At 70.2% G+C, this 20,636-nt stretch carries 22 protein-coding genes; 20 read left to right on the top strand and 2 right to left on the bottom strand.

The genetic code is table 11. The annotated features are described in order from the left end of the window. The first annotated feature begins 76 nt into the window (after positions 1-76). The 11 genes from STROP_RS09240 to STROP_RS23900 all read left to right on the top strand — a co-directional run bounded on the left by STROP_RS09240 (position 77) and on the right by STROP_RS23900 (position 10,982). Positions 77-619 carry an acyltransferase gene (locus STROP_RS09240; protein WP_011905726.1) on the top strand — a complete coding sequence of 181 codons (543 nt, stop codon included), beginning with the start codon at positions 77-79 and terminating at the stop codon, positions 617-619. After that, complete coding sequence (locus STROP_RS09245; protein WP_011905727.1) at positions 612-2,288, top strand: hypothetical protein; 1,677 nt, start codon at positions 612-614, stop codon at positions 2,286-2,288. The genes STROP_RS09240 and STROP_RS09245 overlap by 8 nt, the downstream gene beginning before the upstream one ends. 8 nt (positions 2,289-2,296) lie before the next feature. Further along, on the top strand, positions 2,297-3,649 hold the full coding sequence (locus STROP_RS09250; RefSeq protein WP_187151617.1) for an O-antigen ligase family protein: 1,353 nt from the start codon (positions 2,297-2,299) through the stop codon (positions 3,647-3,649). Further along, complete coding sequence (locus STROP_RS09255) at positions 3,646-5,217, top strand: lipopolysaccharide biosynthesis protein (RefSeq protein WP_011905729.1); 1,572 nt, start codon at positions 3,646-3,648, stop codon at positions 5,215-5,217. The genes STROP_RS09250 and STROP_RS09255 overlap by 4 nt, the downstream gene beginning before the upstream one ends. 8 nt (positions 5,218-5,225) lie before the next feature. Next, entirely contained in the window at positions 5,226-6,128 is a 903-nt protein-coding gene (locus STROP_RS09260; protein WP_026275004.1) for a sulfotransferase domain-containing protein, read from the top strand. Beyond that, positions 6,125-7,387, top strand: coding sequence for a hypothetical protein (locus tag STROP_RS09265; RefSeq protein ID WP_011905731.1), 1,263 nt, complete (start codon positions 6,125-6,127; stop codon positions 7,385-7,387). Before STROP_RS09260 ends, STROP_RS09265 begins: the two co-directional genes overlap by 4 nt. A 105-nt stretch (positions 7,388-7,492) precedes the next feature. After that, positions 7,493-7,975: a glycosyltransferase family protein gene (locus STROP_RS09270; RefSeq protein WP_011905732.1), complete on the top strand. Its 483-nt coding sequence runs from the start codon at positions 7,493-7,495 to the stop codon at positions 7,973-7,975. 154 nt (positions 7,976-8,129) lie between these two features. Further along, positions 8,130-8,705, top strand: a complete 576-nt coding sequence (locus STROP_RS09275) for a glycosyltransferase (RefSeq protein WP_230582361.1) — start codon at positions 8,130-8,132, stop codon at positions 8,703-8,705. Next, positions 8,657-9,622: a glycosyltransferase family 2 protein gene (locus STROP_RS09280; RefSeq protein ID WP_018830331.1), complete on the top strand. Its 966-nt coding sequence runs from the start codon at positions 8,657-8,659 to the stop codon at positions 9,620-9,622. Before STROP_RS09275 ends, STROP_RS09280 begins: the two co-directional genes overlap by 49 nt. Positions 9,623-9,701: 79 nt before the next feature. Further along, entirely contained in the window at positions 9,702-10,367 is a 666-nt protein-coding gene (locus STROP_RS09285; protein WP_011905735.1) for a class I SAM-dependent methyltransferase, read from the top strand. Positions 10,368-10,499: 132 nt separating this feature from the next. Continuing rightward, positions 10,500-10,982: a DUF1990 domain-containing protein gene (locus STROP_RS23900; protein WP_238380309.1), complete on the top strand. Its 483-nt coding sequence runs from the start codon at positions 10,500-10,502 to the stop codon at positions 10,980-10,982. Between the two features lie 48 nt (positions 10,983-11,030). Here STROP_RS23900 and STROP_RS09290 read toward each other — a convergent pair whose 3' ends face one another. Next, entirely contained in the window at positions 11,031-12,293 is a 1,263-nt protein-coding gene (locus tag STROP_RS09290; RefSeq protein ID WP_026275002.1) for a cation:proton antiporter, read from the bottom strand. Positions 12,294-12,446: 153 nt separating this feature from the next. Here STROP_RS09290 and aroC point away from each other — a divergent pair, with 153 nt between their 5' ends. From aroC to nusB, 6 genes are all read left to right on the top strand, one after another. After that, complete coding sequence (gene aroC, locus STROP_RS09295) at positions 12,447-13,625, top strand: chorismate synthase (RefSeq protein ID WP_011905738.1); 1,179 nt, start codon at positions 12,447-12,449, stop codon at positions 13,623-13,625. Continuing rightward, positions 13,625-14,128: a shikimate kinase gene (locus STROP_RS09300; RefSeq protein WP_011905739.1), complete on the top strand. Its 504-nt coding sequence runs from the start codon at positions 13,625-13,627 to the stop codon at positions 14,126-14,128. Before aroC ends, STROP_RS09300 begins: the two co-directional genes overlap by 1 nt. Positions 14,129-14,240: 112 nt before the next feature. Then, entirely contained in the window at positions 14,241-15,314 is a 1,074-nt protein-coding gene (gene aroB, locus STROP_RS09305) for a 3-dehydroquinate synthase (protein WP_011905740.1), read from the top strand. Beyond that, on the top strand, positions 15,311-15,742 hold the full coding sequence (gene aroQ / locus STROP_RS09310) for a type II 3-dehydroquinate dehydratase (protein ID WP_011905741.1): 432 nt from the start codon (positions 15,311-15,313) through the stop codon (positions 15,740-15,742). Before aroB ends, aroQ begins: the two co-directional genes overlap by 4 nt. A 132-nt stretch (positions 15,743-15,874) precedes the next feature. After that, on the top strand, positions 15,875-16,432 hold the full coding sequence (gene efp / locus STROP_RS09315) for an elongation factor P (RefSeq protein WP_011905742.1): 558 nt from the start codon (positions 15,875-15,877) through the stop codon (positions 16,430-16,432). 23 nt (positions 16,433-16,455) lie between these two features. Then, complete coding sequence (gene nusB / locus STROP_RS09320; protein ID WP_011905743.1) at positions 16,456-16,866, top strand: transcription antitermination factor NusB; 411 nt, start codon at positions 16,456-16,458, stop codon at positions 16,864-16,866. 104 nt (positions 16,867-16,970) lie between these two features. Here the strand turns inward: nusB and bldD are convergent, their stop codons facing one another. Continuing rightward, a complete protein-coding gene (gene bldD / locus STROP_RS09325) occupies positions 16,971-17,459 on the bottom strand; it encodes a transcriptional regulator BldD (protein WP_011905744.1) in 489 nt (162 codons plus the stop codon). A gap of 284 nt (positions 17,460-17,743) precedes the next feature. On the opposite strand from bldD, the gene pyrR reads away from it, so the two are divergent. Genes pyrR through STROP_RS09340 form a run of 3 tightly spaced genes read left to right on the top strand, consistent with a single transcriptional unit; the run spans position 17,744 to position 20,584 of the window. After that, positions 17,744-18,325, top strand: a complete 582-nt coding sequence (gene pyrR, locus STROP_RS09330; RefSeq protein WP_011905745.1) for a bifunctional pyr operon transcriptional regulator/uracil phosphoribosyltransferase PyrR — start codon at positions 17,744-17,746, stop codon at positions 18,323-18,325. Between the two features lie 58 nt (positions 18,326-18,383). Continuing rightward, positions 18,384-19,310 carry an aspartate carbamoyltransferase catalytic subunit gene (locus tag STROP_RS09335; protein ID WP_011905746.1) on the top strand — a complete coding sequence of 309 codons (927 nt, stop codon included), beginning with the start codon at positions 18,384-18,386 and terminating at the stop codon, positions 19,308-19,310. Then, positions 19,307-20,584, top strand: a complete 1,278-nt coding sequence (locus STROP_RS09340; protein WP_011905747.1) for a dihydroorotase — start codon at positions 19,307-19,309, stop codon at positions 20,582-20,584. The genes STROP_RS09335 and STROP_RS09340 overlap by 4 nt, the downstream gene beginning before the upstream one ends. Positions 20,585-20,636 lie beyond the last annotated feature (52 nt).

The following is a 20,636-nucleotide window of genomic DNA, read 5'->3' on the forward strand; positions in this document are numbered from 1 at the left end:
TACTATCGATAATGGTGGATAGTTCACGTTGGTTGGCGGTGATCTATGCCGTCGTCCCCTGGCGTGGGGAGGGTCGTTGAGCGGCATTCGCCGTGGTCTTGGGGTGAGAGCCCTGTTCGCGCTGAAGCGTGGCTGGTACCGGCTGCGCTACCCGGGACTGAGCCTCGGCCGGGACGTGGAGATCCGTGGGCGGGTCCGGTTGCGCCGTGGCGTGCGGGTGCACATCGGTGACCGGACCCGGATCAACAAGCTGGTGCGGTTCGCCGGTCCGGGCGAGGTCCGAGTCGGTGCCGACTGTCTGTTGAGCGCGACCTGGGTCGGTGTTTGGACCTCGGTCAGGGTCGGTGACCGTTGTCTGCTGTCGAATTGTGAGCTGCGGGACAGCGACTTCCATAACCTGCGGCCCGAGGTGCGACACGACCCGCCCACCCCACGCACTCGAGCCCCGATCGTCATTGAGGACAACGTCTGGATCGGCGCACATGCGCTCGTGATGAAGGGTGTTCGGATCGGCCGGGACAGTGTCGTGGGCGCCGCCACGGTCGTCCGGGCGGATGTCCCGCCCCGGGTGGTGGTCATTGGAAATCCGCAACAGACGGTGAAGAAATTCAATGAATAGCGCCGCTGGTGGTGGCTGGACCACCAACGTTGCCTCTGGTGAGGGAACCCCGGGTCGAACGGTTACCCTGACCGACCTGCTGCGCGTGCCGCTGCACCGGATCCGGTTGGTGGCCTGCGCCGCCGCGCTCGGGCTGCTCGCCGCACTCGGCTATGTGCTGCTGGTGCCGGGCGCGGTGACCGCCGACGCTGTGGTGGCGGTCCGACCGGTGGTCACCGACGCCTTCACGCCGAGCGGCGCGTCCGCCGACCGTGCGGTGAACATGAACGTGGAGCGCGGCATCGCCACCGGGACAGAGGTGGTGCGGCGACTGGTGGACGCCACCGGCCGGGACCAACGTGACGTGCAGGACGCCCTCGAACTCGAGGTGCCGACCGGCGGCCAGATCCTGCGCTTCCGATACACCGCAAACTCACCCCAGGACGCGGTGGCGGGCGTCAACCTCGCCGCAGCGGCCTACCTCGACGTGCGCCGCACCATGTACGAGCAGCAGCGGGAGGACATCCTGCGCTCGTACGACGAGAGCATCAGCAGGGCGCAGGCACAGCAGGCGGTGTTGCAACGTCGGATTGCCAGTGCTCGGGAGGGCGAGGCGGATGCCGCGGTGGCCGAACTGTCCGGTGTGAACAGCCAACTGGTCCAGCTCGGCTCGGCCCGCACCGAGATCGCCGCGGTCGACGTCAACCCCGGCTGGGTCACCCGCGAGGCGGAGACGAACCTGATCCCCGCAGGCGGTAGCCAACTACTTCGCCTGCTCGCGGGGCTGCTCGGCGGTGTGCTGCTCGGCGTCGTGCTGGCGTACGGGTGGGAGTCGGTGGACCGGCGTATCCGATCGGTTGACGACGGCCGGGACGCTACCGGTCTGCCGCTGCTCGGTACCGCCCGCGGCCCGAGAGCACGGGGCTCACGGCACGCCGTGGACGCCGATGTTCGGTACGTGGCGATGGCCATCGCGGGGCGGATCCGGGAACCGGCCCGGATCGTGTTGTTGACCACCCGGGGGGATCAGACCGCGATGAGCGCCGGGCTGGCGGTGGCGCTCGCCGTGACCGGCCGGGAGGTGTACCTCGCCGATGACATCGATCGACTGGGACGGTTGCGCAGCGAGGTGCTGGCCGGCGTGGCGCGTCTGCCGACGACGGCGAACTCCGCCCGGCCGGTGGTGCCGCAGCCCCGCCAGGGCCGCAGGACAGCCCCCGTCGATGAGGTGACCGAGCAGATCGCCGTCCGGCGACCGTCCCCCCGCCCGACCGCTCTTCCCCGCCAGGCCACCGTCAACAGTCCGCCCGCGGCCGGCCACGTGACTGCCGCTAACCGCCCGGCGACCGACGACCCGGATGGCACGATCTTCCTGCCCCGGATCGCAGCCACCGCGTCGAGCAGCGCAAAGAGCGAAGTCGGAGAGCCCGCCGACACGGTTGTGGTGGGCGCTGGCACCATCCGCTTCGGCACCTGGCGGCAGCGGGCTGCCAGCGGGCTGGTGCTGTTCAATGCCCCACCGGCCGAGGCTGATGAGCGGGGCGTCGCGGCGGCCCGTCAGGGTGCCGCGGTGGTGGTGGTCGAGCAGGACCGGACCCGGCAGAGCGACCTACGCCGGCTGGCGGAGCGGCTGCGGGCAGCTGGCGTGGCGCCCCTTGGCTTCGTCCTCACGCACCGCGGGCGGGGCTGACCGTGCCCCTGGGCGGGACTCCGGCGACGAGCGAGTCGGCCGGGGACGGGGCCACCGAGGTCCTTCCGTCGCCCGGCCCGTCGCCACCGCCACCGCGGCTACCGATCTGGCCGCTGGCGCTGATGTTCGGCCTGGTGCCGATCTGGTGGCTGGCCGGCGCGTTCTACCTGGGCTGGCCGCTGTTGGGCGCCGTGCTGCTGGCCCTGCTGCTGGTCCGGGGTCGGGTTCCGTTGCCGCCGGGTGCCGGGATCTGGCTGCTCTTCCTCGCCGTCGTCCTGGTCAGCGCTACCCAGCTGGGGTCGCCCAACTCGGTGTTGACCTTTGGGCTGCGGTTGGGCTTCTACGCCACGGCGCTGGTGGTCGGCGTCTACGTCTACGTGGTGACCCGGGAACGGGCCGGGAACGGCGGCGTGCTCCTGCCCCTCTGTGCGTACTGGCTCGGGTTGGTGGCGTTGGGCTGGCTGAGCGTGCTCGCACCCCGGCTCGGCATGACCACCCCGGTGGAGGCGCTGCTGCCCGGCGCGATCGCCGACGAACCATTCGTCCACGACATGGTCCACCTGTCCACCGCCGAGTACAGTGCCCGGTCCCTGAATCCGATCTACCGTCCCGCGGCGCCGTACGCGTACACCAACAACTACGGCAGCGTGTACGCGATGTTGTTGCCCTGCGTGGTCGCAGTGATCATGCTACGGCGGCGCGGGGTGCTGCGCTGGCTGCTGCTCGGGTCGTTGCCGCTGTCCCTGGCGCCGGCTTTCCTCACGTTGAACCGAGCGATGTTCCTCAGCCTCGGCGTCGGCCTGTTGGTGCTCGGTGTCCGGGCCGGCCGGCGCGGCAACACCCGGGTCGCCATCTCGATCGTCGGTGTGGTGCTGGTGGCTCTCCTCGCCACCGTGTTCATCCCGGTCACCCAGTTGATCGAGGACCGGGTCGGGAGCAGTGGTACCAACACCGACCGGCTCGCCCTCTACCGTGCGGTGCTCGGGCGGGTCGGTGAGTCGCCGTGGCTCGGTTACGGCGCACCGGTGAACGTCGACACCGTCTCGGCCCAGGCGCCGATCGGCACCCAGGGGCAGCTGTGGATGGTGCTGTTCAGCCACGGGATCCCCGCTCTGCTGTGCTTTCTGGCCTGGTTCGTCGTGGCCGCCCTCTGCTGTGCCCGGGCAGCTTCGCCGGCGGGGCAGTGGCTGGCGATCGTCCCGGTGGTGTGCCTGGTGCAGATCCCCTTCTACGGCATGGCCAACCAGAACCTCGCCATCGCCTTCTACGTGATCGCCTTCGCCATGGCGCGCACCGAGCGCGAACTGGCACGAGGGCATGTCTCACGGCTGCCGGCGGCTCTCCGCGGGGCGGTCGAGTGACCGCCGCCACGGCTCCGGCGGCGTCGTCCGGCCGCGCCGCCGGGCAGCCGGACGAGGCAGAGCGCCGAGACAGTGTGCGCAGCGGTGTCGCTGGGCTGATCGGCGCCGCCACCAGCGGTCTCTTCGGCTTTCTCCTTGCGGTGGTGATAACCCGCGGCTACGGCCCGGCGGGCTCCGGTGTCTTCTTCGCCGCGATCGGGGTGATCACGGTAGCTACCGCGGTGTGCACGCTGGGTGCCGAGACCGGTCTGCTGTGGGCGCTGCCGCGCCGCCGCTCGGCCGCGGGGCGGGGGGATGCCGCCCGGGTACTGCCGGTGGCCCTCCTCCCGCCGTTCCTGGTTGCCGCCATGGTCGCGCTGGCCGGGTTGCTCGCTGCCGACTCACTGGCGCCCCGGGTGTTCGGCCCTGCCGCGGGGCCGGAGCTGCTGGCGGTGAGCTTCGCCGCCGTCCCGGTGGTTGTCCTCCTGACGCTGCTGCTCGCCGCCCTGCGATGCGTCCGGCCGATTCGGGCGTACGTGTCGGTGCAGTTCTTTCTCCTGCCGGTGGCCCGGCCGGCACTGGTCGGCGTCGCTGTCCTGGTCGGCGGTGGCCTGGTTGCCGGGGTGTCCGCCTGGCTGGTTCCGGCCGCACTGGCCCTGCTGGTCTGCCTGGCCCTGGTGGCGGGGCCGTTGCGCATCGGGCGTGGCGCCGGGTTACGTCCCGGACGGCGGGACTGGTCGACCTTCTGGCGGTTCGCGCTGCCCCGGGCCGTCTCGGCCGCCATCGACGCCGGCAACCTGTGGATTGGGGTGCTGTTGACCTCGGCGCTCGCCGGGGCGGAGGAGGCCGGTGTGTTCGGTGCCGTCGGCCGGTACGTCCTCGCCGGCCAGCTCGCCGTGCAGGGGCTGCGGGTGACGGTGTCTCCCCGGTTGTCCCGGCTGCTCGGCGCGGGCCGGACGGCTCTCGCGGCGGCCGTGCACCGGCAGTTGACCACCTGGGGACTGGTGCTTTCCTGGCCGGTCTACCTGCTGCTCGCCGTCTTCGGGGTGGGATTCCTGGAACTGTTCGGGCCCGGCTTCACCGCCGGGACCACCGCGATGACCGTCCTCGCTCTGGCCATGCTGGCGCAGACCGGGGTGGGTAACGTGCAGAGCCTGCTGCTGATGGGGGGCCGCAGCGGCCTGCACCTGACTGCCACCCTGGGCGGGCTGCTGGTGACCGTCTCGCTCGGCCTGGTGTTGATCCCCGGGCACGGCGCCACCGGCGCGGCGATGGCCTGGGCCGCCGGCATCCTCACCGAGAACCTCACCGCCGTGACGTGCGCATGGCTCGTGGTGCGGCACCCGTTGGTGGACGGTGCGATGGTGCGGGCGGCGGTGATCACCGTCGCCGTGGTGGGCGGCGCCGCCGCGGTGGGCGTGCTGGTCGGCGGGCGGGGCATGCCGGGCCTCCTGGCGGCGGTGGCGGTGCTGGCCGTCGGTGCTGCCGGGGCACTGCCCCGAATACGGCCCGGTATCCAGGCGAGTCTGAGGCAGATCCGTGGGCGGGAGTCGGCCACCGCCGGCCTACCCGATCAGAAGGACAGGTGAGGTACGTCGTGTCGGCGATGCGTGACCGGGTGAAGCAGCTCGTGCCGACCCAGGTGACCGAACAGGTGCGGGAATCCCTCGTCGGCTACGGCGTGCAGACCAGCGACCGGCGGCCGTTGCCCGACTTCCTCGTCATCGGCACCAAACGGGGCGGTACCACGTCACTGTGGAACTATCTGATCCAACATCCGCTGGTGCCACGGCTCTTTCCGGCCTGGAACACGAAGTCCACGCACTACTTCGAGGAGCACTGGCGGCGTGGTGAGGCGTGGTACCGGTCGCACTTCCCGACCCGCCGTCAGCGAGCGGCGCTACAGCGGCGGCACGGCGGTCCGGTCCGGGCCGGTGAGGCAGCCCCGTTGTACATGTTCCACCCGCTCGCCGCCGAGCGGGTCGCCGCACTGATGCCGTCGGTCAAGCTGGTCGTGCTGCTGCGTGATCCGGTGCAGCGGGCCTATTCGCACTGGAAGGAGCGGCGTACCCACGGCGTCGAGCCGCTGGACTTCGCCGCCGCCCTCGCCGCCGAGCAGGAGCGCACGGCGGGGGAGCGGGCGCGGCTGGTCGCCGAGCCGGAGTACGTCAGCGAGGCGTACGACTGGTACACCTACCGGGCCCGGGGCCGCTACCTCGAGCACCTGGAGCCGTGGCTGGACCGGTTCGACCGCACGCAGTTCCTCTTCCTGCTCAGCGAGGACCTGTACCGAGACGCCCGGTCGACGTACCGTCGGACCCTGTCGTTCCTCGGGCTGCCGGCGTACGACCTGGCGAGCTTCCGGGTCTACAACGACCGCCGCGGAGCGCCGCTGGACCCGGCGCTTCAGGCAGAGCTGACGGCCTACTACCGCCCCTACAACGACGCGCTGCGGCGGCGGCTCGGAGTGGACCTCGACTGGCCGGACGGCGCCTCATGACCGAGCCGGCCACTGCCTCCGCCGACCCGCGTACCCGTACCGACGGGTTGGGTTGGGTGACCCGGGCGGTCTTCGGTGCCGAGCGGGTCGGGCTCACCGTGGACGGTGGGTCGCCGGTCGGGCACCGGACGGTGGCGCGGTACGCCATTGTGCCCTCGGTTCAGCGGGCCCGGTTTCTGTTGCCGTTGGGCTCCCCGCGGGCAACGGCGGCGTCGCTGCTGGCGTACAACGCGCTGCGACCGCCTCAGGTGCGGGCCGTACGGGCACTTCTCGGCGGGGTCGCTCGACTCGGCGGGATCGAGCTGGCCCGGTTTCCGATCCTGACCGTGTCGCTTCCGGACGCGGTCGCCGCGGAGGACGCGCTGCTCGTCCATCGACTCGCTGCCCTACTGGGCTGGGGACCCACCTACGCGGCGTGCGGGGTGCGACCGCCGGACCCGAACCACAAGCCGACCCTGCAGCTGTTCGGCTCGGCCGGCCGCCCGCTCGGCTTCGCGAAGATCGGCTGGAATGATGCCACCCGACTCCTGGTGACCGCCGAGGCGGCGGCCCTGCGGGAACTCCCCGCGCTGGCTCGGGTGCCGGACCACCCGGTGGCGCCCCGGCTACTGGCCGAGCATCGGTGGGCCGGGCGGTCCGTCGCGTTGGTCGAGCCGCTGCCGGCGACTGTTCGTGGGCTGTCCACCACCGCCGAGCCCGAGGTCGCCGCGGTGCTCGCGGTGGCTCGCCGGGGCCGCCCGCCCGCCCGGCCCCAACCACTGGCCGGATCGCGCTTCCTGACCCGGCTCACCCGGGCCGCGCACCAGGCCGCCGCTACGATGCCAGCCGATGCCCGGGTGGCCGTGGCGGCGGCTGAGCTCGCCTCGAGGCACGGGGACAGCTCGGTCGAGTTCGGGCACTGGCATGGCGACTGGGTCCCGTGGAACCTCGGCTGGCACGCCGATCGATTGGTCGCCTGGGACTGGGAGCACAGCGCGCCGGATGTCCCGCTCGGCTTCGACCTGGCGCACGACGCGTTCCAGCGGGCCCTGGTGCTGCGGGGTGAGTCCGCCGCCACCGCGGCCGGCGCCGTTGATCTCCAACTTCGACGGTACGGCGACGCGCTCGGCCTGAACCGGGCCGGGCAGCGCCTGGTGGCCGACGCGTACCTGCTGGAGCTGTGGTTGCGGACATGGCGTCTGGCCAACGCCGGGGCGGGCTGGAACCCCGCCCTGCACCCCGCTCTGCTGGAACTCTTCGCACAGCGGTACGACCGGTGACAGTCCGGTTACCCGATCCCCCCGCGATCCGATACGTGATCTGCTTTCGCAAGCCATCGATCGAGGGCGAAGTAGATCAAAGTCGAAGCGGACAGGGAGGCTTGCGTGGAGACGTACCCCAAGGGTCGCGGCGACTCTCCGGTCCTGCTGCTCGTCGGGTCGAGCGGTGGGCACCTGGCTCAGCTGCTGGCACTGCGTTCCTGGTACGAGCGCTGGCACCGTTGCTGGGTAACCTTCGACACCCCGGACGCGCGCTCTCTGCTCGCGGGGGAACAGGTTGTCTCGGCCCACCACCCGACCACCCGCAACGTACCCAACCTGGTGCGCAACGCGGCGCTGGCGGTACGGGTATTGCGGCGGCGTCGGGTCGCCGTGGTGGTGACGACCGGAGCCGGGGTGGCGGTGCCGTTCGTGGTGTTCGCCTGGCTGCGGCGAATTCCCACTGTCTATGTCGAGGTGTACGACCGGATCGACACCCCGACCCTGACCGCGCGCCTGTGCCGCCCGTTTCTGTCCGCGATGCTCGTGCAGTGGGAGGAGCAACGCCGGCACTACCCGGAGGCGACGGTCGTGGGGCCGCTGCTGTGAGCATGGAGGGTGCGGTGAAGCAGAGACCCGCGACACCAGGTTCCGCCAGTCCGGGTGGAGGGTGGATTCGGTGAGTACGAGGCGAGTCGAGGCGCCGGTGGAGTCCGAGTCCAGCCGTCGGGTTCCCCGGCAACGGAACCGGTCTCGTGCCGATCTGGCGCGGGTTTTGGTTGCGGTCGGCACCGACAAGCACCCGTTTGACCGGCTGATTGACTGGCTGCGGGATTGGCAGTCGACAGCCCCCGATCGCGTGGTTCTGACCATCCAACATGGTCATACCAGAGTGGCCGATGGTCGCGGCGCAGTGGCCTTCCTGGGGCACGACGAGCTCCAGGCGGCGATGTCCGCGGCCGACCTTGTGGTCTGTCACGGTGGCCCGGCCACCATTCTGGAGGCCCGTCGGCGCGGCACGGTACCGATCGTGGTTCCCCGGGATCCGACTCACGGCGAACACGTTGACGACCACCAACTGCGGTTCGCGCGTCGGCTCGGTGCGGCGGGCCTGGTGGTGGTGTGCGAGACCCGAGCGACGTTCGTGGCGGCGCTCACCGCCGGTCTGGCCGAGCCGTCCCGGTTCGTCGTCCGGGCTGACCCTGAGGCGGCCCGGGCCCGGGAGGCCGCCGTGGCCCGGGTCGGGGAGATTGTGGAGAACCTGGTGGTCGCGGCGGACGGCCGACGGGCATGGTGGCGGCCGTGGTCACGGTCGCCACGGAGCGGAGCACGAGGATGACCACCCTGCCGCGGGTGAGCGCCGTGGTGCCCACCCGGGACCGCCCCGAGTTGCTGCGGGCCGCGGTCCGCAGCAACCTCGACCAGGACTATCCGGGTGAGCTCGAGGTGGTCGTCGTGTACGACCGTTCGGAGCCGGATCCGACGCTGACCGAGTTGTCGCGACCGGGTCGGTTGGTCCGGGTCATTCACAACGGCCGGACGCCCGGCCTTGCGGGTGCCCGCAACACCGGCATACTGGCTGCCACCGGCGAGTTGATCGCCTTCTGCGACGACGACGACGAGTGGTTGCCCGGCAAGCTGTCGGCGCAGGTCGCGGCACTCACCACTACTCCGGGCGCCGAGTTCGTCTCGAGTGGCATCCGGGTGAGCTACGACGGACACACCGTCGACCGGTCGCTGTCTCGTGACCGGATCGAGCTCGCGGACCTGTTGCGGGACCGGATGACCGAGCTGCACCCGTCGACGTTCCTCATCCGCGCCGCCGTGCTCCACAACGGCTTCGGACTGGTTGACGAGGAGATTCCGGGCAGCTACGCGGAGGACTACGAGTTCCTGCTGCGGGCGGCCCGTAGCGCACCACTGGTCAATCTGCGCACCCCGTTGGTGCTGGTGCGTTGGCACAAACGGTCGTATTTCGCGCAGCGCTGGGACACCATCTCGGAGGCGTTGCAATGGCTGCTGGAACGCTACCCGGAGTTCGGCACTCAGCCCGCCGGGGAGGCACGGGTGGCGGGGCAGATCGCCTTCGCGCGCGCCGCGTCCGGTGACCGCCAGGGCGCCCTGCGCTGGGCCCGCCGCACCCTCCGGCGCAACCCGCGCGAGCCACGGGCGTACCTGGCGCTCGCGGTGGCCGGGCGCCTGATCCGGGCGGACGCGGTGCTGCGCACGCTGCACAAGCGTGGCCGGGGAATTTAGGCCACAGACCACCCACTCATCCCGTACCAGCCGTGAGAGCAGCAACCCCTGTTGACGTAGTAGATACGGAGTTCGTCCGATGGCACTTCACTCGTTGAGATTTCGCCTGGTGGACTCGCCTTCCTCATTCGGTGCCAAACGGAGGGCGCGACGGGCGGCCTGGCTGTCCGACACCTTTCCCGACCTCGCTGAGATGAACGTGCTTGACCTCGGTGGACGGGTGGAAAGCTGGGCAAAGGTGCCGGTCCGTCCGGCGCACGTCCACGTGGTGAATCTGGAGCCGTTGCCGACGGAATTACCGGACTGGGCCGAAGCTGATCATGCCGATGCCTGCGAACTGCCGAAGCGCATTCTCGGCCGTCGGTACGATCTTGTCTTCAGCAACAGCGTGTTGGAGCATGTGGGCGGATACGAACGTCGTCGCCGGATGGCGGAGGCGATCCGGGAGCTGGCCCCTGAGTACTGGGTGCAGACACCGTACCGATACTTTCCGATAGAACCGCACTGGGTGGCTCCCGCCATGCAGTTCCTGCCGGTGTCGGCACGGGTGGTGGTGGCACGGAAGTGGCCCCTGGCGTACACGCCGGGCAAGTCGTACGAGGCGGCGATGCGGCAGGTCCTGACGACCGAATTGATTGGTCGGGCCGAGCTGCGCTACCTCTTTCCGGACGCGGGCATCCGGAACGAGCGCCTGCTGGGCCTCACCAAATCGTTGATTGCGATTCGAAAATCGTCGTCAGTGTGACAGGAGTGTCTGTTCGTCAGGGCTGCTCCAGCGGTTCACGGTGTTACGCTTGCGTTTTGGGAATGGTTTAGGCGTACGCGAGACTGTCGTGAGGTGGCGGTATTGGAGCGGGGTGATCTAACCTACGCTGAGGTGGGTGCGTCAGTCGGCGATCTTCCGTCTGGCTATCGACACGTTCACCGCAAGGTCTTTCTCGGTGTGGATGTTCGGGTCTTCGACAAGGCTGTCCACGCATTGCTTGGGTGGCGCATGCACCGCCGGGCTGGGGTTAGCGTTGATCGCCCAGATCTGAGGCCAGAACCGGGTCTGGATTTCCGGCTGGGGCTTGGGTGGCGAGGGCTCCTGTTCCAGGCTCCTTGCCGTATTATTTTCACGATCAACGAAGATGAACGTGTCGGATTCGCCTATGGCACGTTACCGGGGCATCCTGAGTGTGGCGAGGAGACTTTTCTGATTCGTCGTGATGGAGTGGGTCGGTCTCATTTTGAGGTGCGAGCCTTTTCACGGCCGGATTCGCTGACCGCGCGAATGGCCGGGCCACTGGGTCGGTTTGCGCAAGATGCAATAACGTGGAGGTATCTTCGCGCGATGAGGTCCCTGTCACGTGTTGATTGACAGGCCTCCACCACCTCGGCGACCAGCTCGATTGCGTCTGGAGCGGACTCAGGGTGGCTGGTCTCCGTCCGCGCGGCGCCTCTGTCGGTCGGCGGAGGCCGCCCGTAGTCGTTCGTACCACTGCGGGGTCGTCGCCGGATCGAAGATCCGGGCGATGAGCACGTCGGTTGACGAGTGCGCCAAGATCGACAGCACGACGGTCAGCGCCACCAGGTGGAACACCTCGTCTCCCGCGGCGATCCCGGTCTGGAGGACGAGCAGACCGTAGACCACCGAGGCGAAGCCCTTCGGGCCGAACCACATGGCAGCGAACTGTTCGGTGCGGCTCAGGTTCGAACCGAGGAACGACACCGCGAGCGCGAGTGGGCGGGCCACGACGATGGCCAGCACCGCGAAGACCCAGCCGGTCCAGTTGATCTCGCTGAGAAACTCCACCGAGATCAGGGCGCCGAACACCAGCAGGGCGGCGAGTTTGAACACTTCGGCGATCAGTTCGCCGAAGTGTGCGAAGGTCTGGTGCTGTCGCTCGCCGAAGGTGGCCACGGTGACGCCGGCGGCGAACGCGGCGAGGAACAGGTTGGCGTGGGTGATCAGCCCCAGCGCGAGTACCAGCAGGCCGATCGCCACGCCGTTGAGGGGCTCGTACTGGGTGGAGGCGGAGAAGTACCGCCCCTTCTCCAGTCGCAGGGCCAGCCACGGCACCGCCACCCCGATCGCCAGGCCCAGGAGCAGTTCGATGCCCAGTTCGTCGAGGTGCAGGTCGTCGGAGCCGGCGGTGATCGCCAGGAAGAGGATGACGAATGGCAACGCGAGGCCGTCGTTGATACCGGATTCGACGTTGAGTAGATGCCGCAGTCGGCTCGGAACGCCCACGTTGCCGACCAGGGCGGCGGCGAACACCGGGTCGGTAGGGGCGAGGACCGCCCCGATCAGCAGTGACTCCGGCCAGTCGAGACCGGCCACGTAGTGAGCCAACACGGCGGTGATCCCCAGGGTCAGCGGCAGTCCCCAGCCGAGCGCCCGCCCGGGGAGCCGCCACGCGGAGCGCAGGTCGGCGAAGCCGACCCGCATGCCGTCGGTGAAGAGCACGGCGAAGAGCGCCAGCTCGGCGAGGGTGGCGACGATCTCGCTGTCGGCGGTGATCTCCAGGACACCGGTGGTATCCGGACCGAGGAGGATGCCGGCCAGGAGGAAGAGCACGGCGGTGGAGAGGATGCTGCGGTGCGCGAGGCTGGACAACAGGACGGCCAGCAGCAGCACGGCTGCGAAGGCGAGAAGCAGCACCGGGGCCTCCGGGTCGGTCGAAACCACGTCGTCGCCGACCAGACTTCCGGGAGGCCGCCATGATCGTACGGATTCGCCGTAATGGGGTGATCGTGACCGCTCCGCGGACAGTTGTGTCCGGAAGATGGGACGGGGCGGGTGTGGCATCCGGTGCCTACCGGGCGTGCCAGACTGGCCGTTGTGTTGCGCTGGTTGACTGCAGGGGAATCACACGGTCCCGCCCTCGTCGCGTTGCTCGAGGGGGTGCCGGCCGGTGTCGAGGTGACCACCGAGGAGATCGCCGGTGAACTGGCCCGGCGTCGACTCGGCTATGGCCGTGGCGCCCGGATGGCCTTCGAGCAGGACGAGATCGAGATCATCGGGGGTCTGCGGCACGGGGTGACCCTGGGCAGTCCGGTGGCGATCCGGGTCGGCAACTCCGAGTGGCCCAAGTGGCGCACGGTGATGGCCCCCGACCCGGTCGACTCGACGGAGCTGGCCGGGCAGGCCCGCAACGCGCCGTTGACCCGTCCTCGACCGGGGCACGCCGACCTGGCCGGCATGCAGAAGTACGGGCACACCGATGCCCGCCCGATCCTCGAGCGGGCCAGCGCCCGGGAGACGGCTGCCCGGGTCGCCGTCGGTACCGTCGCCAAGGCCCTGCTCCGGCAGGCACTCGGCATCGAGGTCGTCTCGCACGTCGTGGAGCTGGGGACGGTCGCCACGAAGCCGGGGCTGCGACCCAGCCCGGCCGACGGCGACCGGATCGATGCGGACCCGCTGCGCTGTCTGGACCCGGAGGCGAGCGTCCGGATGGTCGCCGAGGTTGACGCGGCGAAGAAGGATGCCGACACGCTCGGCGGCGTGGTCGAGGTGCTGGCGTACGGGGTGCCCCCGGGGCTGGGCAGCCACGTGCAGTGGGATCGGAAGCTGGACGCCCGGCTGGCCACCGCGCTGATGTCCATCCAGGCGATCAAGGGGGTCGAGATCGGCGACGGCTGGCAGCAGGCGCGTTCCCGGGGCTCGGTCGCGCACGACGAGATCATCCCCACCGCCACCGGTGTCCGGCGAGTCACCGACCGGGCCGGCGGCCTGGAGGGGGGCATCACCACCGGTGAGCCGCTGCGGGTGCGGGCCGCGATGAAGCCGATCTCCTCACTCAACCGCGCGCTGTCAACAGTGGATATCACCTCCGGTGAGCCTGCCACGGCGATCAACCAGCGCTCGGACGTGTGCGCGGTACCGGCCGCGGGGGTCGTCGCCGAGGCGATGGTGGCGCTGGTGCTGGCCGAGGCGGCGGTGGAGAAGTTCGGCGGCGACTCGGTGGTCGAGCAGCGCCGAAACCTCGCCGGCTACCTCGACGCGCTGGTTGTCCGCTGATGGCGCCGGTCTGCGTCCTGGTCGGTGCACCTGGCTCGGGTAAGACCACCGTCGGGCGAGCGCTCGCCGAGTTGCTCGGAGTGGAGTTCCGGGACACCGATCTCGACATCGAGGCGACGGTGGGCAAGCCGATCTCGGAGATCTTCATTGACGAGGGGGAGGCGCATTTCCGTACCCTCGAACGGGCGGCGGTGGCGACGGCGCTCGCCACCACCGCCGGCGTGCTCGCCCTCGGCGGTGGTGCGGTGCTCGCCGAGGAGACCCGGTCCGCGCTGGTTGGCCACACCGTCGTGCACCTGTCGGTGGAGCTGCCCGACGCGGTACGCCGGGTCGGGCTCGGTGCGGGGCGACCCCTGCTCGCGGTCAACCCCCGTGCCACCCTCAAGTATCTGTTGGAGCAGCGCCGGCCGCACTACGCGGCGGTGGCGACGGCGACGGTCGTGACCGACGGCCGGACGCCGGAGCAGCTCGCGGTCGAGGTCGCCGCGCTGCTCCCCTCCTGACGGGGGCCGGGGGCCGGGGGCCGGGGGCCGGCCGGGCGGTCACGGTTCCGGGCCCCGGGACGGGGCTACCGTCGCCGCCACCGGCACGGCCGGCTCAGCTAGGCTGCGCGCGATGGACAAGACAACCCGAATCGCGGTTGGTGGTGACCGACCGTACGACGTGTTGGTGGGGCGGGACCTGCTCGACCCGCCACAGTTGCTGCCGGGCGCGCAGCGGCTGGCCGTGCTGTACGCGCCGCCGATGCGGGGCCGGGCCGAGCAGCTGGCGGAGCGGGCCCGGATGGCCGGGGTGACGCCACTGCTGGTCGAGGTGCCGGACGCGGAGGCGGGCAAGCACATCGAGGTCGCCGCCAGCTGCTGGGAACGGCTCGGTGCGGCGGGCTTCACCCGCGCCGACGCCGTCGTCGGTGTGGGTGGCGGCGCGGTTACCGACCTGGCTGGCTTCGTCGCGGCCTGCTGGCTGCGCGGGGTGCGTTGGGTGCCGGTGGCGACGTCGTTGCTGGGCATGGTTGACGCGGCGGTGGGCGGCAAGACCGGGATCAATACCGCCGCCGGCAAGAACCTGGTCGGTGCCTTCCACCCGCCGGCCGGGGTGATCTGCGACCTGGCTGCTCTGGACAGCCTCTCCCCGGCCGACCTGGCCGCGGGAATGGCCGAGGTGATCAAGTGTGGCTTCATCGCCGACCCGGTGATCCTCGAGCTGGTCGAGCGGGACCCCGCCGTCGCCGTTGACCCGGCGGGTCCGGTGCTCCGGGAGCTGATCGAGCGGGCGATCCGGGTCAAGGCGCAGGTCGTCTCCGGTGACCTTCGCGAGTCGGGGGCCCGGGAGATCCTCAACTACGGGCACACCCTGGCGCATGCCATCGAGAAGGTGGAGGGCTACCGCTGGCGGCACGGCCACGCGGTCGCGGTGGGGCTGGTCTACGCGGCGACCCTGGCCCTGCTCGAAGGCCGGCTGGACGCGCAGACCGCGCAGCGGCACCGGGCGGTGGTGGGCGCGCTCGGCCTGCCCACCGGATACCGGGCGGAAGCCTGGCCGGACCTGCTCGCCACGATGCGGGTGGACAAGAAGGCGCGGGGCAGCGTCCTGCGCTTCGTGGTGTTGGCCGGTCTCGCCCACCCCACGATCCTCGAGGCGCCCTCCGACGAACTGCTGCACGCCGCCTACCGGGAGATCGCCGAATGAGGGTGTACGTGCTCAACGGGCCCAATCTCGGCCGCCTGGGCACCCGGCAACCGGAGGTCTACGGTACGACCACCTACGCCGACCTCGTCGAGCTGTGCCAGCAGACCGGGCGGGAGCTGGGGCTGGAGGTGGTCATCCGGCAGACCGACGCCGAACAGGAACTGCTCGGTTGGCTACACGAGGCTGCTGACCTGGGCGCTTGCGTGGTGCTCAATCCCGCGGCCTGGTCGCACTACTCGATCGCGGTACGAGACGCCTGCGCCCTGTTGCGTGCCCCGTTGGTCGAGGTGCACCTCTCCAACATCCACGCCCGGGAGGAGTTCCGGCATCACTCGGTGGTCTCGGCGGTGGCGACCGGGGTGATCTGTGGGCTGGGTGTGGACGGCTACCGCCTGGCTCTGCACCACCTGGCGGCCCGGGCCCGCTGATCGTCGCGAGTCGTCGCTGGGCGCGGGGCGCTGCTGTGGGTGCCGGGGCCGCGGCTTGCTCGGGCGAGCCTGCGGAAGCGCGGCCTAGTAGACTTGCCGGGTCTGTCCGCCACCTTATGATCAAGGCAGGAAATGGCCACCACCAACGACCTGAAAAACGGCATGGTACTCAACCTCGACGGTGAGCTCTGGGCCGTCGTCGAGTTCCAGCACGTCAAGCCCGGAAAGGGTGGTGCGTTCGTGCGCACCACGCTGAAGAACGTGCTCTCCGGCAAGGTGGTCGACAAGACCTTCAATGCGGGCACCAAGGTCGAGACCGCGACCGTTGACAAGCGTACGATGCAGTACCTGTACGCCGACGGCGAGGACTTCGTCTTCATGGACCTGGAGACGTTCGACCAGATCAACGTGCTCGGCGACACGGTCGGCGAGGCCGCGAACTACCTGCTGCCCGAGGCCGAGGCGACTGTCGCCACCCACGAGGGTGTGCCGCTCTACGTGGAGCTGCCGACCAGCGTGGTGCTCGAGATCACCTATACCGAGCCCGGCCTCCAGGGAGACCGTTCGACCGGTGGTAGCAAGCCGGCCACGGTCGAGACCGGCGCGACCGTGCAGGTGCCGCTCTTCATCACCACCGGCGAGAAGATCAAGGTCGACACCCGCGACGGCCGTTACCTCGGCCGCGCCTGATGGCCGAGGGGCCCAAGCAGCAGATGCCGGCGCGTCGCAAGGCGCGCAAACGGGCGCTGGACGTGCTCTTCGAGGCGGACCTGCGGGGCCGTCCACCGGTCGAGGTGCTCGCCGGCTACGTGGAGCGGATCGAGAAGCCCCGACCGGAGCATCTGGGATACGCGGTTGGCCTGGTTGAGGGGGTCGCTGCCCGCCTGGATCGGGTTGACGAGCTGATCGCCAGCTACGCCGAGGGGTGGACGCTGGACCGGATGCCGACTGTTGATCGGAACCTCGCCCGGATCGCGGTCTACGAGCTGCTCTACGTGGACGAGATCGACGACGCGGTAGCGATCAGCGAGGCGGTGGAGTTGGCCCGGCAGATGTCGACCGACGACTCACCGCGATTCCTCAACGGCCTCCTCGGCCGGATTGCGGAGTACGCCACCCGGTAGCCGCGATCCGGGGTTCCGGCTCGGAAGTGAGACAGCCGGAAGCGAGACCGGATAGTCGAAAGGGCCCGTGCCGACCGGCACGGGCCCTTTTCGGGTGCCACTACTCAGGAGGCGAAGAACGCCCGGGGGTCGGCGACGAGGACGCCGTGCTCGTTCAGCCGCTCGATCAGGCCGGACGGCGAGGCGTCGTAGACGATCGCCAGGGCGCGCAGGTCATCGGCGCGGATCGACAGCACCCGGCCGTTGTAGTCGCCGCGCTGCTGCTGAATCGCGCGGGCGTATCGGGCGACGTAGGCGAGGTCCTCCGAGGCCTCGTCGTAGAGCCGCTCGAGGTCCAGCACGATCTTGCTGGTGGGCTCGTGGCGGACGCCACTGCCGTCGGGCAGTAGCTCGGAGACGGGAACACGGTAGAAGTCGGCCAGTTCGGCGAGGCGGGACACGGTGACGGCTCGGTCGCCGCGCTCGTACGAGCCGACCACGACGGCCTTCCACCGTCCGTTGGACTTTTCCTCTACGCCCTGCAGGGACAGGCCCTGCTGCTGGCGAATGGAGCGCAGGCGGGCGCCCAGCGACTTGGCGTACTCAGAGGGCATTCGGACACTCCCAGTGCTGCTCGGGGTTCTCCCGTCGATCGCTACGGAGCGTGACGGTACGGGGATTGCGACAGCCGGTCAAGTGGTCGTGAACTTTCCCGTTTCATCCTGGGGGAGTTGTCCCAGTTTCACCGTTCTGCCGTCGAGTCCTCGGCCGGCGACCGTCGAGACGGTGACCACTGGTAACGTTGCCCGAAGCCCCGGCCCGGTCCGTTCGCGGTTCGCGCCGGTTACTCCGACATCCTTTAACGACCCGTCCCGTGAGGCGGGGAAGGAGGTCTGCCGTGGCGTACCCACCGGCTGCCCACTCACCGACCACCCGACAACCCTCGGTGAAGGTGATTCTCACCAGCGCCGACGTGCAGCGCGTGGTTGACCGCATCGCCCACCAGATCCTCGAGAAGACCCAGGGTGCCCAGCAGACCGTTCTGCTGGGGATCCCCACCCGGGGAGTGCCGCTCGCCCGGCGGCTAGCCGCCCGGATCAGCGCCTTCGAGGGGGTGGATGTCCCGGTCGGTGTCCTCGACATCACCCTCTACCGGGACGACCTGCGTCAGCACGCCACCCGCGCTGTCGGCCCCACCGAGGTCCCCGCCGGCGGCATCGACGGCCGGCGGGTCGTCCTCGTCGACGATGTCCTCTTCTCCGGTCGAACCGTGCGGGCGGCGCTCGACGCGCTGAACGACGTCGGCCGACCAGCGTCGGTCCAGCTCGCCGTCCTGGTCGATCGCGGCCACCGTGAGCTGCCCATCCGCGCCGACTACGTGGGTAAGAACATCCCGACCGCCCTCGCGGAGAGTGTCCGGGTCACCCTCGCGGAGCCCGACGGTGCCGACGAGGTCCGGCTCTACGGGGGTGACCGGTGAGCCCGCGCGGCGCGGCGGGGCGCCATCTGCGGGTCGCGACCGGAGGGGGGCTCGGCGCATGATCCGTCACCTGCTCTCCAGCGCCGACCTGGACGCTGGTACCGCCCTCCAGATCCTGGACACCGCCGCCGAGATGGCCACCGTGGCCGGGCGGGAGGTCAAGAAGCTGCCGGCGCTGCGCGGTCGGACCGTGGTGAACCTCTTCTACGAGGACTCCACCCGGACTCGGATCTCCTTCGAGGCCGCCGCCAAGCGGCTCAGTGCCGACGTGATCAACTTTTCGGTCAAGGGGTCCAGCGTCGCCAAGGGTGAGAGTCTGAAGGACACCGCACTCACCCTCCAGGCGATGGGCGCCGACGCCGTCGTCGTCCGGCACCCCGCCTCCGGTGCCCCGTACCAGCTGGCCGACTGGGTCGACGGCTCCGTCGTCAACGCCGGCGACGGTACGCACGAGCACCCCACCCAGGCGCTACTCGACGCGTACACGATGCGTTCCCGGCTGGGCCGACTCGCCGGCCTGTCGGTGGCGGTGGTCGGTGACGTGCTGCACAGCCGGGTGGCACGCTCCAACGTCCTGCTGCTCTCCACCCTCGGTGCCAAGGTCACCCTGGTCGGTCCGCCTCCGCTGATCCCGGTGGACATCGCGGCGGCCCTCGCGCCCAGCGCCGCCGTCTGCTACGACCTGGACGCGGTGCTGCCGCAGTCGGACGTGGTCATGATGCTGCGGGTGCAGCGGGAGCGCATGAACGACTCCTACTTTCCGTCCGCCCGTGAGTACGCCCGCCGTTACGGCCTGGACGGCTCACGGATGCGGCGGCTGCCGGAGCACGCGATCGTGATGCATCCCGGTCCGATGAACCGGGGCATGGAGATCACCTCCGAGGTGGCCGACTCGCCCCGCTCCACCATTGTCGAACAGGTCGCCAACGGCGTCTCCGTCCGGATGGCCGTCCTCTACCTGCTACTCGGAGGGAACAACCGGTGACCGCGTATCTGATCACCAACGTGAGCGTCCTCGGTGCCGCGCCGACCGACCTGCTCATCCGCGACGGTGTCGTGGCCGAGACCGGCGTGGGCCTGACGGCCTCCGACGCGGTCGTGGTCGACGGCACCGGCCTGGTCGCCCTGCCCGGCCTGGTGGACCTGCACACCCATCTGCGTGAGCCCGGCCGGGAAGACGCCGAGACCGTGGCGACCGGCTCCCGCGCCGCGGCGCTCGGCGGTTTCACCGCCGTCTGCGCGATGGCGAACACCTCCCCGGTGGCCGACACCGCCGGTGTGGTCGAGCAGGTCTGGCGGCTGGGCCGGGAGGCCGGGCTGGTCGACGTGCAGCCGATCGGCGCGGTCACGGTCGGGCTGGCCGGCCAGCGCCTGGCCGAGTTGGGCGCGATGGCCGACTCCGCCGCCCGGGTGCGGATCTTCTCCGACGACGGACACTGCGTCGCCGACCCGCGGTTGATGCGCCGGGCCCTGGAGTACGTGAAGGCGTTCGACGGGATCGTTGCCCAGCACGCCGAGGAGCCACGGCTGACCGAAGGCGCTCAGATGCACGAGGGTGAGATCTCCACCCGCCTTGGCCTGACTGGCTGGCCGGCGGTCGCCGAGGAGGCGATCATCGCCCGGGACGTGCTGCTCGCCGAGCACGTGGGTAGCCGCCTGCACATCTGCCACGTCTCCACGGCCGGCAGCGTCGGGGTGCTGCGGCAGGCCAAGGCCCGCGGCGTTCAGGTCACTGCCGAGGTCACTCCGCACCACCTGTTGTTGACCGACGAGAAGGCGGTTACCTACGACCCGGTCTACAAGGTCAACCCGCCGCTGCGGACCGCCGCCGATGTCGCCGCACTGCGCACCGCGCTGGCCGAGGGGGTCGTGGACATCGTCGCCACCGACCACGCCCCGCACTCCGTGGAGGACAAGGAGTGCGAGTGGGCGTATGCCCGGCCGGGCATGCTCGGCCTGGAGACGGCGCTCTCCATCACGCTGGACGTGCTCGGCCCGCGGTGGGACCTCATCGCCGAGCGGATGTCCCGCACCCCCGCCCGGATCGCTGGCCTCACCGAGCACGGCCACGACCCCGCGCCGGGCGCGCCGGCGAACCTGACCCTGGTGGATCCGGCGGCGCGGCGCGTCGTCGAGCCGACCGAGTTGGCCAGCCGCAGCCGCAACACCCCGTACGCCCGCATGACGCTGCCGGGTCGCATCGTGGCGACCTTCCTGCGCGGCGAGGCGACGGTCCTGGACGGAAAGGCAGTGAAGTGACTCGAGTACGGAGTGCGGTGGGGCAGTGCCGTGTGGCCGGGACTGTGGGGTG

Origin of the sequence: Salinispora tropica CNB-440, assembly GCF_000016425.1 — a bacterium.
In the GTDB taxonomy this organism is placed as follows: domain Bacteria; phylum Actinomycetota; class Actinomycetes; order Mycobacteriales; family Micromonosporaceae; genus Micromonospora; species Micromonospora tropica.

What these genes read in the sequence shown, in the direction of transcription:
- STROP_RS09245 (WP_011905727.1), top strand. Translation starts at nt 612, where the DNA reads ATGAATAGCGCCGCTGGTGGTGGCTGGACCACCAACGTTGCCTCTGGT.
- STROP_RS09285 (WP_011905735.1), top strand. Translation starts at nt 9,702, where the DNA reads ATGGCACTTCACTCGTTGAGATTTCGCCTGGTGGACTCGCCTTCCTCA.
- STROP_RS09265 (WP_011905731.1), top strand. Translation starts at nt 6,125, where the DNA reads ATGACCGAGCCGGCCACTGCCTCCGCCGACCCGCGTACCCGTACCGAC.
- STROP_RS09300 (WP_011905739.1), top strand. Translation starts at nt 13,625, where the DNA reads ATGGCGCCGGTCTGCGTCCTGGTCGGTGCACCTGGCTCGGGTAAGACC.
- bldD (WP_011905744.1), bottom strand. Translation starts at nt 17,459, where the DNA reads ATGCCCTCTGAGTACGCCAAGTCGCTGGGCGCCCGCCTGCGCTCCATT.
- nusB (WP_011905743.1), top strand. Translation starts at nt 16,456, where the DNA reads ATGCCGGCGCGTCGCAAGGCGCGCAAACGGGCGCTGGACGTGCTCTTC.
- efp (WP_011905742.1), top strand. Translation starts at nt 15,875, where the DNA reads ATGGCCACCACCAACGACCTGAAAAACGGCATGGTACTCAACCTCGAC.
- aroQ (WP_011905741.1), top strand. Translation starts at nt 15,311, where the DNA reads ATGAGGGTGTACGTGCTCAACGGGCCCAATCTCGGCCGCCTGGGCACC.
- STROP_RS09335 (WP_011905746.1), top strand. Translation starts at nt 18,384, where the DNA reads ATGATCCGTCACCTGCTCTCCAGCGCCGACCTGGACGCTGGTACCGCC.
- STROP_RS09280 (WP_018830331.1), top strand. Translation starts at nt 8,657, where the DNA reads ATGGTGGCGGCCGTGGTCACGGTCGCCACGGAGCGGAGCACGAGGATG.
- aroB (WP_011905740.1), top strand. Translation starts at nt 14,241, where the DNA reads ATGGACAAGACAACCCGAATCGCGGTTGGTGGTGACCGACCGTACGAC.